The following is a 15,986-nucleotide window of genomic DNA, read 5'->3' as shown; positions in this document are numbered from 1 at the left end:
CCAAGTTGCACAGTGCTGCGCCAGCCACAGACGCGGCCCGTATTCCGACAAGATCACAGGAGGCACCATGAACGCCGCTACCCCTGCTCCCACTCGTGAAGAGTCAGCCCAGGACCGCTGGGACCGTATTCCCGTCATCAAGACCGGGGATGACTACCTGGCCAGTCTTCGTAACCGTGGCACTCGCCTGTTCCTGTTCGGTGAGCTGATCGACGAGCCTGCTGATCACCCCATAATCAAACCCAGCATCAACGCCCTGCGCGCCAGCTATGATCTGGCCATCGACGAACCTGAACTGGCCACTGCCTGGTCTCCGCTGATCGAAGAGCAAGTAAACCGCTTTCTGCACATCGTGGAATCTCCGGCGGATCTGGTCATGAAGAACAAGATGCAGCGCCGCATGGGCCAGATCACTGGCACCTGTTTTCAGCGCTGTACCGGTCTGGACACCATTAGCGTGCTGCACTCAGTCACCTACGAAATCGATGAAAAGCACGGCACCCAGTATCACCAGCGCTATCTGGACTTCCTCAAGGAAGCCCAGCGCAAGAACATTCTGATTGCCGCCGGCATGACAGACCCGAAAGGCGACCGTAGCAAGCGCCCGGCGGAACAGGCGGATCCGGACATGTTCATGCGTGTTACCCGCCGCACTGACAAGGGTATCTACGTGAAAGGCGTGAAGGCCCACATGACCGGAGGCTGGAACCAGCACTGGATCTGCGTACTGCCGACCATGAACCTCACTGAAGCCGACAAGGACTACGCCGTGGTCGGCATGATCCCCGGCGACGCCGACGGCATCACCTACATCTACGGCCGCCAGAGTTGCGACACGCGAGCCATGGAAGGCGGCGACATCGACCAGGGCAACGCCCAGTACGGTGGTCAGGAAGTACTGGTGTATTTCGATGATGTCTTCATTCCCAACGAGCATGTGTTCATGGACGGCGAGTACGAATTTGCCCAGGAATTGGTCACCCGCTTTACGGCGTACCACCGCGCCAGTTACGTCTGCAAAACCGGCCTCGGCGATGTGATGGTGGGTGCCGCGGCTTCCATCGTGGAGTACAACGGGCTGGAGAAAGTCAGCCATATCCGCGACAAGCTGGTGGAAATGACCCACCTCAACGAGACCATCTATTCCTCTGGTATCGCCAGCTCCCATGAAGCGAAAAAAATGCCCAGCGGTATCTACATGAACGACACCATGCTGGCCAACGTCTGCAAGCACAACGTGACCCGCTTCCCCTATGAGATATCCCGGCTTGCCCAGGATCTGGCCGGTGGCATCATGGTCACCATGCCCAGCGAGCAGGATCTGAACAACGAAGAGGCGGGCGATATCATCCGCCGCTTCCTCAAGGGCCGCGAAGACATTCCCACTGAGGATCGCATGCGCATCCTGCGTCTCATCGAGAACATGACCCTGGGCCGCAATGCCGTCGGTTATCTCACCGAGTCCATGCACGGTGCCGGCAGCCCCCAGGCCCAGCGCATCCAGATTCTGCGAGGCATGGATGTAGAGAAAAAGAAGTGGCATGCCCGCAAACTGGCTGGCATCAAGCAGGAAGGCTGATTCCTGCTTGCCTGTACGGAGCGTCCTGCTAAACTAGCGCCGCCCTGTACAACGGGCATGCCGGGATAGCTCAGTCGGTAGAGCAACTGATTCGTAATCAGTAGGTCCGCGGTTCGATTCCGCGTTCCGGCACCATTTCGAATTCACAAAAAAGCCGCACTCTCACGAGTGCGGCTTTTTTGTGTCCTTTCTTTCAGGGTCAGGACTAGTGGCCTTGCAGGGCATCCAATACGCTACCCCCACCACAGGGAAGCCTGGATTAGTTGAACGCCTTCTGCCAACCCAGCGTAAAACTGTAATCCGTTTCCATCTGGATACCATGCAGAGACTCCTGGACCGGCGCCCGGTATTCCATGGCCAAACGGTGTCCATTCAGGGCCCCCTGCTTGCCCATCAGATTGACGCCCAGCCCCAGGTCCAGACGCTGGCCGCCTCTGGCATCAGGATCCGCTGCCGGGTTCATCATCGGCGAAACGGTCAGGTCTCCAGCCTCGCCATGAATATCCGACCACCAGCTCTTGTAAGCCGCAACAGAAACCGATGCCCAGGGTGCCAGGGGTCTGGCAGCCCAGGCGCTCAGGTATCTGCGCGAGCCCAGCTTGTAGCCCTGATCGTTTTCATCCAGTGCAATTTTCGCGCTGGCCTGGGCTCCCCAACTCCACCCGGGAAACTGCTTGTTAACCGTGATACCTGGGCGCGCCTCATAACTACCGGAACCCAGCTGCATGCCATAGGGCAGTTGGGCATCCTGCTGCTGCATGGGCAGGTAGTCCTCTTCCTCAATAGATCCCGTGGGCAAACCCAGTACCAGGTTGAGATGTACCCGATAGCCGTCCTGATCATAAAACTTGTAAAGCCCGCCGATGGCGACGTCACCGATCCCGGACGTCTGCGTATCAAACTCAGTCTCGGTGGTTGTCATCATCATGGTCATCCGCGATTTCGCGGTCATCTCACGGGTGGCATAGGGCAACATGGCCACCAGCGTCAGATTGTCTGTAGGCGCGTACATGCCGCCCAGCATGTGCATCTCCATGGTCATTTCATAGGGCAGCACCTTCATGTTCATCATGCCCATACCCGGAATCTCGGCAAAAGCTTCCTCGGTACTCAGGGATTCGCTGCCGGATTTGGCGCCGCTCATGCTCATCCCCATATAGCGGTAGGAAAGCATCCACTCCCCCTTGCCGTGGGTGTGATCACCCATCACAGAGATAGGCGCATGACTGTCAACCCGCCCCCCCTGGTAATGGGCCAGTGAAGCAACAGGTAAGAAGGCGGATACGGCAAGAAAAAACGCAGGCAAATGACGCAGCAACATGATGAAAACCCGGTAGCTTGAAGATGGGGCGCAAGACTACCGGGCTTGAGAAAGAATCCAATGCGGCAAAGTGCCGCACTCGACGTCGTATCAAGGCTTGCTGTGCTGGCGACGGTACTCGCCGGGGGCGCATCCCTGCCAACGTTTGAACGCATGATAGAAATTGGCAATGTCCGAAAAGCCCAGCTGCTGCGCCAGCGCCGAAAGGTCACAGTCACGGGACACCATGGCCTCACAGGCATGGCGATGCTTGACCTGATCCCTCAATGCCGCGAAGCGGGTCCCTTCCTCCTGCAACCGCCGCTGCAGGGTTCTCGGGCTCATGGCCAGTGACGCCGCCACCGTCTCGATAGTGATATCACCCACACCCAACATGCCCTGAATCCGTAGCAAAACCTTGCCCGTCACCCCACCAGCCCGGGATAGCCCCGACATCACCTGATCAGCGGAGCGTTTCAGCCGTTCATTATATTTGGGAAAGGCTCGTGGCAGTGGCGCATGCAGCACTGACTCCGGGAAGACGATGGCATTAACGCCAGCGGAGAACTGGAGAGCACACTGAAAAAACTCCCTGTAGCAAGCCAACTCATCGACATCGGGCTGAGGGTGCAGGAACAGCACCTGCTCCAGCGGCATGTCACTGGCCAGCAGGGAGCGGCCAATGGCCACCATGGTCGCCAGTACCAGATCATTATGAATACGGGAGCCGGTAAAACGCATTTCAGGAGAGCCGGTCTCCACCGCCAGTCGAGCCCGCCCGGCGTCGATATCCAGGTTGAACTCCAGATAGGGCACCAGCAGGTCCTTGTACTGGAACAAGGTATTGAGCCCGGCCCCCAGCGTCTCGGCAGTGGCCATCAAGTTGCCCAGCAGATCCAGATTTCCGTAGTGGTTATCCGCGCCAACTCGCAGACCAAACAGCGGATCACCACTTTCCATGAAAGCCGAAAAAAGTAGTTCATCCAGCTGTGAAAGGCTGATAAACCGGTCGCTGCGCCCGACAATATCCACATCGATGCCCAGGCGCTCGAAAAGTGCCGGTATGTCTTGCTGGCTTCGCAGGGAAACCTCCAGAAGGCCAGGCAAAATGGAAGCAGGCAGCATGGTTGTTGTCATAGGTGTTCCTCGCAGGCCCATCCAAGCTAGAAAAAGCCGCAGCAAGGGTCAACAGGCGACACACAATTGGCCTGTTATGCCGCCTGATGCATCGGTAAGCTATGGGCTTGCATCAGGATCACCACCAAACACGGACAACAACAGGATTGATCATGCTGAAACGCTATCTGGTCGACGAGGTCACCGACACCCTTGCCCCGCGAAAACAGGCATTCAAGCTATTTGCTGATGCCAGCAACTGGCAAAGCTGGTGCTCCATTGTCCGCCATGCCCGTCTGCTGAATGGTGACTGGCGCCCGGGTGCATTCCTGATGTTTGTGGTCGACCTGCCCGGCTTGCCGCCGGCACCGGTCATCGTTCGTGTGTATGAGTATCGGAAAGACGAGCGCATTACCTGGGGGCTTGATACCCCCGTAGGCCGCATCCTGCACCGCTTTACTTTCCTTGATGACGACGATGGCAACTGCCGTGTTCATCAGGAAGAGTGGACGGAAGGCCTGATGACGCCTCTGGTGGGCTGGCCACTGGGCAAGCTCATTCACCGCTTTGATACCCGCTTTGCCGCAGAATATGCCTCCATGTTCTGAACGCGCTGACAACAACAACGGAATAATCCATGACACATCGGCTGTTTAACGCCTATAGCCGGGTGGTGCTTGCCCACCCCCTTTTCTGGCTGGTTCTCCTGGCTTTGGTTTGCGGGTATGCGGGATGGCAAGCCCGTCACTTCCAGATTGATGCTTCCACCGACTCCCTGGTGCTGGAAAACGACAAGGATCTGGAATACTACCGCAAGGTTTCAAAGAACTATGGCGGCAGTGATTTTCTGGTCATTACGTACACCCCCACGGATGCGCCTTTATTCCAGCGTGATTCGCTGGAGCACTTGCAGGGCTTGCAGCAAGACCTGAAAAACGTCAGCCGGGTGAAGTCCGTTTACAGCGTGCTGGATGTCCCCCTCTTGTTCAGCCCCCAGGTGGAGTTCAGCGAACTGGCCAACAACTACCGCACACTGATGGACAGTGATGTGGACCTGCAACTGGCCGAAGACGAATTCACTGACGTCAACCCGCTCTATGAAGACCTGCTGGTCAGTGATGACGGTGGCACTACCGCCTTGCTGGTAAACTTCAAACGGGACGAGAAATATTTCGAACTGCTTAATCGCCGTAATGACCTGCGCGCCCAGGACCGCAGCGGTGAACTGGATGAGGCCGGCAAAGCCGAACTGGCCAGGGCCAGCCGAGCCTTCAGCGATTACAATTCCGAGTTGCAAGGCCGCACTGCGGATGAAATCCAGCAGGTACGCGATATCATGGACAACTACCGCGACAGGGCGGACTTGTTCCTGGGCGGTCTGCCCATGATCACCACCGACGTGGTCAGCTTCATCCGCGCCGATCTCAAGGTATTCGGTGTGGGTGTTCTGGTGTTCCTGATCATCGCCCTGTTCATCATTTTCCGCCGTCCCCGCTGGGTGATCGTACCGCTGGTGTGCTGTGCCATTACCGTGACTGTCGTCACCGGCTTACTGGGGCTGATGGATTGGAAAGTGTCGGTGATCAGCAGCAATTACATCTCTCTGCTGCTCATCATCACTATGTCCATCACCATCCACCTCACTGTTCGCTTTCGGGAACTGCATGAAGAGAACCCGGAAGCCTCACAGAGCTGGCTGATCAAGGAAACTGCGGCGCACATGATGCGCCCCAGCATTTACATGATCCTCACCACCATGGTGGGCTTCTCCTCACTGGTGATCAGTGGCATCCGCCCGGTGATCGACTTCGGCTGGATGATGACCATTGGCTTGGGCGTGGCTCTGGTGGTCTGCTTCCTGGCCTTCCCGGCCATGCTTTCCCACTTGCCGTCAGGCAAGCCTCGCCAGGGCAAGGACATCAGCCGTGAACTGACTCTCGCGTTTGCCGGTTTTACCGAACGGCACCGCCCCACCCTCTTGCTGCTTGCACTGGTCATGGTGGGCGGGTCGCTCTGGGGGATCACCAGGCTAACGGTGGAAAACCGTTTCATCGACTACTTCCAGGAAGACACCGAGATCTACAAGGGCATGGTGCAGATTGATCGCAAGCTGGGGGGCACCACCCCGCTGGATATCGTCATTGATGCGCCCAAGGTCGAACCCAAAGCGGTGGTACAGAGCAATCAAGCCAGTGAAGGCTGGGACGGCGAGGCGCTTGAGGATTCAACCGGCGATCCCTTTGCCTCTGACAACAGCGATCCATTCGCGTCGGATACCAGTGATACCGATCCCTTCGCCAGCGAGGACCCTTTTGCTGACAGTGATCCCTTTGCCGACGACATACCCGCCACCGACCCGTTTGCCGAAGGGGGCGATGATCCGTTTGCCGAGCCGTCTTCCCAGGGGCTATCGCTCAAGGACGCCTACTGGTTTACCCCGGCCCGTCTGGGGCAGCTGGTAGAGATTCAGAACTACCTGGAGAGCCTGCCGGAAACCGGCAAAGTGCTGTCACTGGCCACCACCTATGAGGTTGCCGAAAAACTTAACGGCGGCCCTTTGTCCTATGTCCAGCTCATGTTGCTGGCCAAGTTCATTCCTGCTGATCTGCAAAAGCAGCTGGTCACTCCGTACCTGTCCGATGATGGCAACCAGATTCGTATCAGCGTGCGGGTGATTGACTCGGACAAGAACCTGAACCGTAACGACCTGCTGGCCAAGATTCGCCATGATCTGCAAAGCGATTTTGGCCTGCAGCCGGAACAGGTACACCTTACTGGCGCCATGGTGCTCTATAACAACATGCTGCAGAGCCTGTTTGACTCCCAGATCAAGACCCTCGGCTACGTCTTTGCCGCTATCCTGTTCATGCTGCTAATTCTGTTCCGCAGCGTGCCCGTGGCTCTGATCAGCATGGTGCCCAGCCTGGTCTCCTCAGCACTGGTATTGGGCTTGATGGGCTGGATTGGCCTGCCACTGGACCTGATGACCATCACCATCACCGCCATCAGTATCGGTATTGCCGTGGATGACACCATCCACTACATCCACCGCTTCCATGAAGAGCTGCCCAACGACAACGACTATGTCGCCACCATGAAGCGCTGCCATGGCTCCATTGGTAAAGCGATGTACTACACCTCGCTCACCATCATTGCCGGCTTCTCGATCCTGGCGCTGTCCAGCTTCAACCCCACGGTGTACTTCGGCCTGCTCACCGGCCTCGCCATGCTGGTGGCCCTGCTCAGCAACCTGACCCTGCTGCCCGCCCTGCTCATCACCTTCAAACCGAAGCTGAGAGCTGGCTAACCTTGCTGCCACCGCCACCGTAGGAGCTTGCCTGCAAGCGATCCTGCGGTTGGCGCAGACCAGGGCGAGTTTCGAGTTTCGAGTTTCGAGTTTCGAGTTTCGAGTTTCGAGTTTCGAGTTTCGAGTTTCGAGTTTCGAAGATCAAAAACCGGAAGGTGCCCTAGCGGCAACGGGTTTTAGGTTTTGCCTTTCGCAACTCGAAACTCACAACTCGAAACTGCCTTTATTTGACCACTGACCAAATGAACAGTATATTGATCGTCCGGGTAGCCCACAGGCCTTCATTACTGTGACCCCAGGAAAGCCTGCTGATTGATCTCCGCGCCCCAGGGACGGGGCCGGGCTCCCCGGACTTATTCATGGCCAACAAAAAAGCCGCTCACAAGATCGGCTTTTTCACCAGCAGCGGAATTAAATCCCGTGCTGCTCCTTTAGAGCCAGCAATCGAGTCTGCATTTCGGCCGTCAACTCCGCCGGAGTCAGCCGGTCGATAATATTGCGCAGCACACGCTTCTCGTTATCATCGATCTCCCCGTCACGCATGGCGATCTGTACCAACGAGTCCAACTCGTTGACATCCAGCTTCCCATCGTCGGAGAAACAATTGATCGAGCGAAAGGTCATTTCAAGATAATCACGGCTTTCCATTCTTTATTTTCCTTTTTCAATGAATCCATACCCAACCCAAGGGCCATACAACCACCCAACTAAACCCTATCCTTCCGGGTTTTCCAACTCTTGCAACACATAGCCTACTTCTTCCATCTTCTCGGTGAGCACCTGATGGGCGTCAAACAGACCTCGATTGTAGAAGTAAGGGCCAATTTCCCTGGCGAAAAAATCAATCAGGAACTCCGCCTCAAATCCGCCGATCTCCTGCTGCAGTTCATCTTCAAAGTAGCTCTTAATCTTGCTGACCATGCGGGCCTTCTGATCCGCGGTGAAGGTAATATCCGTCATCGTCCTCTCTTCTTGATTCTTCCCGACCATGAGATGCCGGCTCTGTATGAGCGGTGGTTCCACCGCGATTTTCCTCCGGGTACCCCGCAGGACTAGGCCCGTCCCATCCAGTAATTTCCAGCCAGATACCCCGCCCCAAACACCGCAGCGCCAAAGATCAGCGTATTGGAAAGCATACCCTCAAACGTATAGTGCGCCTGCCCGCTAAAGGCCAGATGCAACCCGGCATGCACCACCAGAAATACCGACACCCAGAACTGTCCCTGCAGCACACGCTGCGGCAACTGGCTGGTCAACCAGCCTAACACCAGCGCGAACAGGGGCACATGCAGTACCACAAACACCAAACGCCCCATCTCCGGCTCAAGCCAGCTGGTCAGAGGCAGTACCCGCCACTCGCTATGTGTCATGGCATCCAGTTCATGGGTAAATAGTAGGCTGAGGCCGATGAGGAACAGGGTTCTAAGCCAAAGGGTCTGGGAAACTGTGGACATAGCGGGATCCGTCGAGGGTTGTGTTTCCCTGTTCTACCGTGGATTCAGTGTAAAGAGAACACTACGGGGGTGGTCTTGTCATTTGTCGTCTAAGCACGGAGCAAGACCTGACCCCGGCCCCTCTTGGATATGAGCAGGATTACCTGAAGATATGTGCGTAAATCGGTGTCTACTTTTGGTGGGGAAGATCACTTTCAACTATTTCATGTTCAAACTCTTTGGTGAACATTACCTGAGTCGAAATTCCAGAGACAATGTATGCAGCTTCTGCTCTGTTTTTCATTCCCTTGTCATTGGTTACCAGTTTGACACAGTGTTGTGCATCAAAAAGGTGTTGAGAATCTGGAAACCGAGAACCTTTAGCATAGACTCCTTTGCTATCTGGCCAGTAGCCGAATGTTTCAAGCATAGAGAAAATCCCCTGCAAATCTGCACCACGCGTCATTATTCCTTCGGTTTTTCCTAAACACTCCCACAACGGAGAAAATTTTTCCCGAGTGATACCCTTGCTGATTTCTAGTATCTCCATGATAGATCTTGGTGCGTCTATTTCTGGCGGTATTGATGAGTTAATGGCTTCGTCGATTTTTCTCACTGCCTCTTTCCCAGAAAGGTTATTGAGTTCGGCTGGGTCTAATCCTAGCTGCGACCTATATTTCACAACCTGTTCGTGGGGTATGAAGTTGGCAAATAACGCATTTTCATTTAGCTTAGGTAACGCTGAATTTAACGTTTCATAGACTTCCAATGGAGATTCAACACGATATTCGTATGTCTGAATGCAATTGGCAAAGTACACATTTTTGCTAATTTGGCTGAGAAACGCTAACCGGCTCTCGCACCTTTGTGTAATAGGATATTGAGTAATTTCGGAAACTTGAGATGCACTAAATGGAAATAGATACTTTCCGTTGTTTACAGACTGAATAATTGCGGACTTCAAGGCATCTCGCCTTCCGTCACACATATCAATAATGACATTACTGTCGAGGCGGACTAGGACTGGCACTGAACTTTCCATTGAAAGCTAACGCCGCGCTCTGCGGCAATTTTGAAGCGCAGCGGAAAAATTGTCCGGCAGCAGCGCTTTGTTAGCTTTGGTTGTGCTGGACAATGAATTTTGCACGCTCATACAGTTCATCAAATGTAATAATTTCTGGGTTAGAAGTATTTTTACGAAGCAGCTCAAATGACCTCAGTTTGTCTTTGTTCACGCCATGCTCTGACACAAATTCTCCCATACTGCCTATTACCAAATAGGATTTAGGTTGGTAATTATAAATTTCCTCGCCAGTTGGGTTGCCCTCACTATCACTGGGATTAATTCTGCTAGATAGATTTTCCACAGCTGAGGCGACAGTACCTTGGACTTGCGCGATAGCACCAGCCAATTCTTTCGAAGGCGCCCAGCAGCCTGAGCGATAAGGATTAGCCTCTAGCAAAGCAGTCGTGTGAGTCTTGATTTCAACAAAGCATAGATTGGAAATAATGCCTTTTGTTTTCATAAGAGCATCAACACGCTTGCCATGCGAATCTACGCTATGCCCTTGGACTACTTGCTCTAGCTTTCTATCATCGAGACTGGACAAGAATATGTAACCTAGCCCATAACCAAATACCCAAGGGTTCTTTTCAAAGTACTTTTGCCATAAAGCTTCATTAGAGCATTTCTTAATATTTTTTAAATCGTCGAAGTAGTTTTGGTCATGCAGAAGATTGTCATAGACACTTAACTGCTTCTTTCGAAAGCCTACTGCAACAAGGTCTTCTGTAGTCACCTCGGATTTGAGTACTTCAGCAAACAATTCTTGATTTTCAGCAAGAAAGGCCTTTGCCTGATGAGAGGTTAAAGCTATTTTTCGAAGCTCTTCATCAGTAATATTTACTCTGGCTCTGTTCTTGAAATCTACGGATTGGATATTTGCTAGAAACTCGCAGAACCGGCCTATTTCTTCACCTACAAATGAAAATCCAGACCCATAAGGCTGTCCTGTTTCTGATACAAACTTTTGGACAGTTAAAACGAAGGTTTGCCTAGTATCTTCTAAGAACTTCGCTGTTATATAAGTTTTTGCGTCTGGCTTCTTTCTTAAGACTACCTCATCGCGCTCTTTTGCATACTCATATCCATCTTCAGAAGGTAGAATTTTAGATGCAATACGAACCCTTCTCTCCTTATCACCAAAAGCTTGGAGTGAAGGGCTTATATAGGTCTTTCCCGACCGGGGATTTTGGTAATCGTCATCCATAATTTCGGTTTCTACTCCGAGAAGCTAACAGTTTATTCAATTGCAGATGCGATATAACACTTTGCTTTATATCCCCGATAAACCCTGACCCAAGAATCACATCAAATCGTCTATCAATCAGTGACTTACCCCACAGGCAGGAATCACTCTCAACAGACTTTTCTTGCACTTGCGTTTTGAACGGGAGTTTTTACTCGGACTTTTCTTGCATCCTCTTTTTTGAAAAACCACCTTATCTCAACCACTTACAAAAATATGTAAGCCATATCCTACAAATTCAACTTGCGAGCGGGTGAAAACGGGGAAGTTTTGAATGCGAGTTGGGGGTGAAATCGTACCTCGCTTTGGCTCGTATCGCCTGCAGGCAGGCTCCTACGGATGATCGGTTTGGGTTAAGCGTGTAGCTTGTTGCGTGATGCGTGATGCGTGATGCGGCCGTTCTTTGAACCCAAAAAAAAAGCCGCGTAACACACGCGGCTTTTTTGTAGTTCAAAGAACGGCGTTACTACGCGCTCTTTTCTGCGATCTTCTGTTTCCAGATGACCGGGCCGGTCTTGTGTACGGATTCGCCTGCGGAGTCCACGGCCACAGTGACGGGCATGTCTTCCACTTCGAATTCGTAGATGGCTTCCATGCCCAGATCTTCAAAGGCCGCCACGCGGGATTTGCGGATCGCTTTGGACACCAGGTAGGCGGCGCCGCCCACGGCCATGAGGTACACGGCCTTGTTGTCCTTGATGGCTTCGATGGCGGCATCACCACGCTCGGCTTTACCGACCATGCCAATCAAACCGGTTTCTTCCAGCATGGTGCGGGTGAACTTGTCCATGCGGGTAGCGGTGGTCGGACCAGCAGGACCGACGACTTCGTCGCCGACCGGATCTACCGGGCCCACGTAGTAGATAAAGCGGTTGGTGAAGTCCACCGGCAGTTTTTCGCCTTTGGAAATCATGTCCACCATGCGCTTGTGCGCCGCATCACGGCCGGTGAGCAACTTGCCGGACAGCAGCAAGGTGTCGCCGGGCTGCCAGGTCTGTACTTCTTCCGGAGTAATGGTGTCCAGATTGACGCGCTTGGCACCTTCGTCGTTTCCCCAGGCAATGTCGGGCCACTCTTCCAGATCCGGTGCTTTCAGATCCGCCGGGCCGGTGCCGTCGAGGATAAAGTGCGCGTGACGGGTGGCCGCGCAGTTGGGGATCAGGGCAACCGGCTTGTTGGCAGCGTGGGTGGGGTAATCCACCACTTTCACGTCCAGCACGGTGGTAAGACCACCCAGCCCCTGTGCGCCCACGCCCAGGGCGTTTACTTTCTCGAACAGCTCCAGACGCAGCTCTTCAGAGCGGGTCTGGGCGCCACGAGCCTGCAGCTCGTGAATGTCGATGGGATCCATGAGGGCTTCTTTGGCAATCAGCATGGCTTTCTCGGCGGTACCGCCAATGCCGATGCCCAGCATGCCCGGCGGGCACCAGCCGGCGCCCATTTTCGGAATCTGTTCCAGCACCCAGTCCACCACGGAATCGGACGGGTTGAGCATGGCGAACTTGGATTTGGCTTCAGAGCCACCGCCTTTGGCGGCCACATCGATTTCCAGGGTATCGCCGGGCACGATGGAGTAATTGATCACCGCAGGTGTGTTGTCCTTGGTGTTGGCGCGTTTACCGTCCGGATCCGCCAGCACCGATGCACGCAGAACATTGTCCGGGTGGTTATAGGCGCGACGCACGCCTTCGTTGATCATGTCATCCAGGCTCATGTCGCCTTCAAAGGTGACATTCATGCCCACCTTGGCAAATACGGTGACGATACCGGTGTCCTGACAGATCGGGCGGTGGCCCATGGCGGCCATGCGGGAGTTGATCAGGATCTGCGCCATGGCGTCCTTGGCGGCCTTGCTTTCTTCCTTCTCATAGGCCTCTTTCACCGCGCGGATGAAATCGACCGGGTGGTAGTAGGAAATGTACTGCAAGGCATCTGCCACGCTCTGGATCAGGTCATCCTGGCGAATCACCGTCATGGGGAACTCCTGCTGGGACTGAATTTGGGGGCGGTAGTATAGCCCAGACATCAAAGCAGGAGAAAACCGACTTTTGGCGGGTTTTTACAGGGCGGCTACAGCGCCCAGTCACATTCAGTGGCTTTGAGCATGCGCAGCAAGTGGGCATTGACTTCGTCCGGCTTCTCCAGATGGAGAAAATGCCCTGCTCCAGCAACAGTTTGCACCTCTACCCCACCCTTGAAGTCGCTCTCGAAGAGGGTCTCTTTGAGGAGCTTGGGGCTCATGCAGCCATCGTTTTCGCCAATCAGAATCTGGGTAGGAGTTTCCAGATCCCGACTCAGCCAGGCCCGTGCCTTGCGGTGTTCCTTCTTCCACACCTTGAACAGGGATCGGTACCAGGCCAGCGCCGCCGGGATCACACCGGGTTCGGCCAGAGTGTGCTTGGCGTTGTCCAGGTACATTTCGGGCTCCCAGTCGGGAGACCAACGCCGCCACAATGCTTCCACCCCGTTCAGGTCGCCCTTGGTGAGCCAGGCTTCCGGCGCCAGCGGCAACTGGAAGAACTGCATGTAACCACTGAGCAGGATTTGTTCCGGCACTTTTAACAGTGCCTGGGGAATGCGGCGAACCGGCGGAATCGCCAGCGCGCTGAATGAACAGAAGGTGTCAGGAGACTGGGCACAGGCCAGATAACCCACCACAGCACCCCAGTCATGGCCAATCAAATGAACTCGCCCACCCAGTTGCGCCGCGAACACCATCAGATCGTCCACTGCAGCATAAAGGGAGTAATCCCCGTTTCCGGGCTGGCAGCCGGGAGCATAACCACGCAACGCGGGGGCAATGGCCGTATAACCCGCCTTGGCGATGGCATTAATCTGCACCGCCCAGTTTTCATAGGTATCAGGAAAGCCGTGCAACAAAATAACGGGCTCCCCTTCGCCCGCCATCAGGGCAGGAAAGCGAAGATCTCCGTTAACCAGCTCAACCTGTTTCATCCCGCCACCTCAAAATAATTGGTCGCCAGTGCCTCTTCGTCACGGCTTTGTATCGCTTCGACCCTGGCCATAGCCGGCCCCTGACGCATGGCATCCAGCATATCCAGTACGTTCTCATCCTCTCCCTGGAGCACGGCCTCCACTCGCCCGTCTGCCAGATTGCGAACCCAGCCGACCAGATTGCGCTGCAGGGCGGCCTGTCGAGTCCAGGCGCGATAGCCTACTCCCTGAACCATCCCCGTTACCAGTACATGCCTAGTCAGCATTTGTCTCCTCCGAATCCTTTGCCTTGGGTTCTCCCCTGAATAAATCGTCCAACGGCACTTTCAGGGTGTGCATCAACTCTCCGCGGGCTTCATCCATGTGCTCTTTCAGGCGGCCTTCCCAGGGTTGCATGTCCTGCTGGCTGCGGATGCGAAGCTGGGTGTGCAACGGCCAGGGCAACGCAGCCAGCAACTGGGCCAGCGTCAGGTTACGCAAATCCCTGGACAGGATATAACCGCCCTCGTCGGTACGCTGAATAACACGCGCATCCAGTAACAGATTGCGGAATTCATCCCACTGGGAAATCCCGGATTGGCGCATGACCTTGCGCACCTCCCGGCTACGCAGCGTTTTGCCATGTTGTTGCCGTTCCCAGAACACATGCAACAGCCGGAGCAAGGCATGCATGCGAGGGACCTTGCTACGGTGTTCCTGGAACACCACCAGCGCCCTGACCAGTTCCGCGCCGCCCAGCACGATGATCCAGGACACATACAGCCAAAGCAAAAACATGGGCACCGCTGCGAAGGCGCCGTAGACCACCTGGTAGCTGGGCGCCTGTTTCACGAAAAGAGCAAAGCCACTTTTGGCCAGCTCAAACAACAGTGCAGCACAGGCGGCACCCAACAAGCCCTGCCGAAATGGCACGCTGGTATTCGGCACAACGGTATAGAGTAATGTCAGCAGAAGTGTGGTGAAAATAAAGGGAAGCACCGACAACCACAGCCGCACACCACCAAGGTAACTCACCGTTTCACTAAAGACACTCATGGACGTGAGGTAGGAACTGATCGCCAGCCCCGCCCCGAGGCAGATCGGCCCCAATGACAACACTGCCCAGTACATCATTAAACCGGTGAGCCCCGTGCGCCCGCTTTTCACTTTCCAGATACGGTTGAGCGTCTGCTCAATGGTGCGCAACATCAGTACTGAGGTCACCACAAGGAAAGCGACCCCCACTTCTGTGAGGTTGCTGGCCTGACGGGCGAAGGACTGCAGGTGTTCCAGCAGCATATTCCCTGCAGAAGGCACGAAATATTCAAAAGCCCATTGCTGAAACTGTATACCTTTTTCCTTCAGCGCCGGCGCCGATGAGAGGATGGCAAAAGTCACCGTCATGACAGGGACAATCGCGAACAGTGTAGTGTAGGTCAGCGCAGCGGCGCTCTGCCGACAGCCATCTTCATTGAATTGGCGAATCAACAGGCTGAAAAAGGCGCGGATCGAATCCAGCCGCGGGCGCACCGGGATCAGCGCATCATCCGTATCCATGGGCTCCTTCATAGAAAAGGCATCCTCTCCTTGCCACCGTGTACCGGCAGCTTACAATGTCGGCGAACTCACAGAATATGCAAAGCAATGACCGACTACACTATTTTCCATAATCCGCGCTGCTCCAAGTCCCGCCAGACACTGGCATTACTGGAAGAAAACGGCGTCACGCCCACCATTGTAAAGTATCTGGAAGACACACCTGATACGGCGACGCTGCAGACACTGATCAAGAAACTGGGGCTGGCAAAGGCTCATGATCTGGTGCGTAACAAGGAAGCCGATTACGCTACGGCAGGACTGAGCAAGGATAGCAGCGACAAGGATGTGATCGCTGCCCTGGCCGCTTACCCGAAATTGATTGAACGCCCGATTGTGGTTTGTGGCGACAAGGCAGTACTGGGTAGGCCACCGGAAAATGTCCTGCAGCTGATCGGCAAGTAAAGGCAAA

15 protein-coding genes and 1 tRNA gene are annotated in these 15,986 nt (G+C 54.7%); 5 read left to right on the top strand and 11 right to left on the bottom strand.

What is annotated here, in order from left to right; all coding sequences use genetic code 11:
- The first annotated feature begins 67 nt into the window (after window positions 1–67).
- Both GFN93_RS10755 and GFN93_RS10750 read left to right on the top strand, forming a co-directional pair.
- On the top strand, window positions 68–1,579 hold the full coding sequence (locus GFN93_RS10755) for a 4-hydroxyphenylacetate 3-hydroxylase family protein (RefSeq protein WP_153501092.1): 1,512 nt from the start codon (window positions 68–70) through the stop codon (window positions 1,577–1,579).
- 59 nt (window positions 1,580–1,638) lie between these two features.
- Window positions 1,639–1,714 (top strand) — tRNA-Thr (locus tag GFN93_RS10750).
- 124 nt (window positions 1,715–1,838) lie between these two features.
- Here the strand turns inward: GFN93_RS10750 and GFN93_RS10745 are convergent.
- Both GFN93_RS10745 and GFN93_RS10740 read right to left on the bottom strand, forming a co-directional pair.
- Complete coding sequence (locus tag GFN93_RS10745) at window positions 1,839–2,900, bottom strand: transporter (protein ID WP_153501091.1); 1,062 nt, start codon at window positions 2,898–2,900, stop codon at window positions 1,839–1,841.
- A 90-nt stretch (window positions 2,901–2,990) separates the two neighbouring features.
- A complete protein-coding gene (locus tag GFN93_RS10740) occupies window positions 2,991–4,016 on the bottom strand; it encodes an AraC family transcriptional regulator (RefSeq protein WP_153501090.1) in 1,026 nt (341 codons plus the stop codon).
- Window positions 4,017–4,168: 152 nt separating this feature from the next.
- Between GFN93_RS10740 and GFN93_RS10735 the strand changes: the two genes are divergently transcribed.
- Both GFN93_RS10735 and GFN93_RS10730 read left to right on the top strand, forming a co-directional pair.
- Window positions 4,169–4,603 (top strand): SRPBCC family protein, encoded by a 435-nt coding sequence (locus GFN93_RS10735; protein WP_153501089.1) that lies wholly within the window; start codon window positions 4,169–4,171, stop codon window positions 4,601–4,603.
- Window positions 4,604–4,632: 29 nt separating this feature from the next.
- Entirely contained in the window at window positions 4,633–7,302 is a 2,670-nt protein-coding gene (locus GFN93_RS10730) for an efflux RND transporter permease subunit (protein WP_153501088.1), read from the top strand.
- A gap of 411 nt (window positions 7,303–7,713) precedes the next feature.
- Here the strand turns inward: GFN93_RS10730 and GFN93_RS10725 are convergent, their stop codons facing one another.
- The 9 genes from GFN93_RS10725 to GFN93_RS10685 all read right to left on the bottom strand — a co-directional run bounded on the left by GFN93_RS10725 (window position 7,714) and on the right by GFN93_RS10685 (window position 15,547).
- Entirely contained in the window at window positions 7,714–7,950 is a 237-nt protein-coding gene (locus GFN93_RS10725) for a hypothetical protein (protein ID WP_153501087.1), read from the bottom strand.
- A 66-nt stretch (window positions 7,951–8,016) separates the two neighbouring features.
- Window positions 8,017–8,262, bottom strand: coding sequence for a DUF2164 domain-containing protein (locus GFN93_RS10720; RefSeq protein ID WP_153501086.1), 246 nt, complete (start codon window positions 8,260–8,262; stop codon window positions 8,017–8,019).
- Window positions 8,263–8,354: 92 nt separating this feature from the next.
- Window positions 8,355–8,756, bottom strand: coding sequence for a DUF6713 family protein (locus GFN93_RS10715; protein WP_153501085.1), 402 nt, complete (start codon window positions 8,754–8,756; stop codon window positions 8,355–8,357).
- Between the two features lie 169 nt (window positions 8,757–8,925).
- The gene (locus tag GFN93_RS10710; RefSeq protein WP_153501084.1) at window positions 8,926–9,699 is read right to left on the bottom strand and encodes a hypothetical protein; all 774 of its coding nucleotides are present in this window, start codon (window positions 9,697–9,699) and stop codon (window positions 8,926–8,928) included.
- A 148-nt stretch (window positions 9,700–9,847) separates the two neighbouring features.
- Window positions 9,848–11,005 carry a Shedu immune nuclease family protein gene (locus GFN93_RS10705; RefSeq protein WP_153501083.1) on the bottom strand — a complete coding sequence of 386 codons (1,158 nt, stop codon included), beginning with the start codon at window positions 11,003–11,005 and terminating at the stop codon, window positions 9,848–9,850.
- A gap of 505 nt (window positions 11,006–11,510) precedes the next feature.
- The gene (locus GFN93_RS10700; protein WP_153501082.1) at window positions 11,511–13,019 is read right to left on the bottom strand and encodes a fumarate hydratase; all 1,509 of its coding nucleotides are present in this window, start codon (window positions 13,017–13,019) and stop codon (window positions 11,511–11,513) included.
- Window positions 13,020–13,114: 95 nt separating this feature from the next.
- Window positions 13,115–13,999, bottom strand: coding sequence for an alpha/beta fold hydrolase (locus tag GFN93_RS10695; protein ID WP_153501081.1), 885 nt, complete (start codon window positions 13,997–13,999; stop codon window positions 13,115–13,117).
- Window positions 13,996–14,265, bottom strand: coding sequence for an acylphosphatase (locus GFN93_RS10690; RefSeq protein ID WP_153501080.1), 270 nt, complete (start codon window positions 14,263–14,265; stop codon window positions 13,996–13,998). Before GFN93_RS10690 ends, GFN93_RS10695 begins: the two co-directional genes overlap by 4 nt.
- Window positions 14,255–15,547, bottom strand: coding sequence for a YihY family inner membrane protein (locus GFN93_RS10685; RefSeq protein WP_235901794.1), 1,293 nt, complete (start codon window positions 15,545–15,547; stop codon window positions 14,255–14,257). The genes GFN93_RS10690 and GFN93_RS10685 overlap by 11 nt, the downstream gene beginning before the upstream one ends.
- Before the next feature lie 75 nt (window positions 15,548–15,622).
- Between GFN93_RS10685 and arsC the strand changes: the two genes are divergently transcribed.
- Window positions 15,623–15,979, top strand: coding sequence for an arsenate reductase (glutaredoxin) (gene arsC / locus GFN93_RS10680; RefSeq protein ID WP_153501079.1), 357 nt, complete (start codon window positions 15,623–15,625; stop codon window positions 15,977–15,979).
- The last annotated feature ends 7 nt before the right edge of the window (window positions 15,980–15,986 follow it).

The organism is Alcanivorax sediminis (genome assembly GCF_009601165.1).
Taxonomy (GTDB): Bacteria; Pseudomonadota; Gammaproteobacteria; order Pseudomonadales; family Alcanivoracaceae; genus Alcanivorax; species Alcanivorax sediminis.
The sequence above is the reverse complement of the archived record's forward strand: the minus strand, read 5'-3'. Positions and strand labels throughout refer to the sequence as shown.

Bases quoted from the DNA above. Each gene is read 5' to 3' on its own strand.
- GFN93_RS10705 (WP_153501083.1), bottom strand. From the start codon at position 11,005: ATGGATGACGATTACCAAAATCCCCGGTCGGGAAAGACCTATATAAGC.
- GFN93_RS10745 (WP_153501091.1), bottom strand. From the start codon at position 2,900: ATGTTGCTGCGTCATTTGCCTGCGTTTTTTCTTGCCGTATCCGCCTTC.
- GFN93_RS10755 (WP_153501092.1), top strand. From the start codon at position 68: ATGAACGCCGCTACCCCTGCTCCCACTCGTGAAGAGTCAGCCCAGGAC.
- GFN93_RS10700 (WP_153501082.1), bottom strand. From the start codon at position 13,019: ATGACGGTGATTCGCCAGGATGACCTGATCCAGAGCGTGGCAGATGCC.
- GFN93_RS10690 (WP_153501080.1), bottom strand. From the start codon at position 14,265: ATGCTGACTAGGCATGTACTGGTAACGGGGATGGTTCAGGGAGTAGGC.
- GFN93_RS10715 (WP_153501085.1), bottom strand. From the start codon at position 8,756: ATGTCCACAGTTTCCCAGACCCTTTGGCTTAGAACCCTGTTCCTCATC.
- GFN93_RS10725 (WP_153501087.1), bottom strand. From the start codon at position 7,950: ATGGAAAGCCGTGATTATCTTGAAATGACCTTTCGCTCGATCAATTGT.
- GFN93_RS10685 (WP_235901794.1), bottom strand. From the start codon at position 15,547: ATGAAGGAGCCCATGGATACGGATGATGCGCTGATCCCGGTGCGCCCG.
- GFN93_RS10740 (WP_153501090.1), bottom strand. From the start codon at position 4,016: ATGACAACAACCATGCTGCCTGCTTCCATTTTGCCTGGCCTTCTGGAG.
- GFN93_RS10720 (WP_153501086.1), bottom strand. From the start codon at position 8,262: ATGACGGATATTACCTTCACCGCGGATCAGAAGGCCCGCATGGTCAGC.
- GFN93_RS10695 (WP_153501081.1), bottom strand. From the start codon at position 13,999: ATGAAACAGGTTGAGCTGGTTAACGGAGATCTTCGCTTTCCTGCCCTG.
- GFN93_RS10735 (WP_153501089.1), top strand. From the start codon at position 4,169: ATGCTGAAACGCTATCTGGTCGACGAGGTCACCGACACCCTTGCCCCG.
- GFN93_RS10730 (WP_153501088.1), top strand. From the start codon at position 4,633: ATGACACATCGGCTGTTTAACGCCTATAGCCGGGTGGTGCTTGCCCAC.
- arsC (WP_153501079.1), top strand. From the start codon at position 15,623: ATGACCGACTACACTATTTTCCATAATCCGCGCTGCTCCAAGTCCCGC.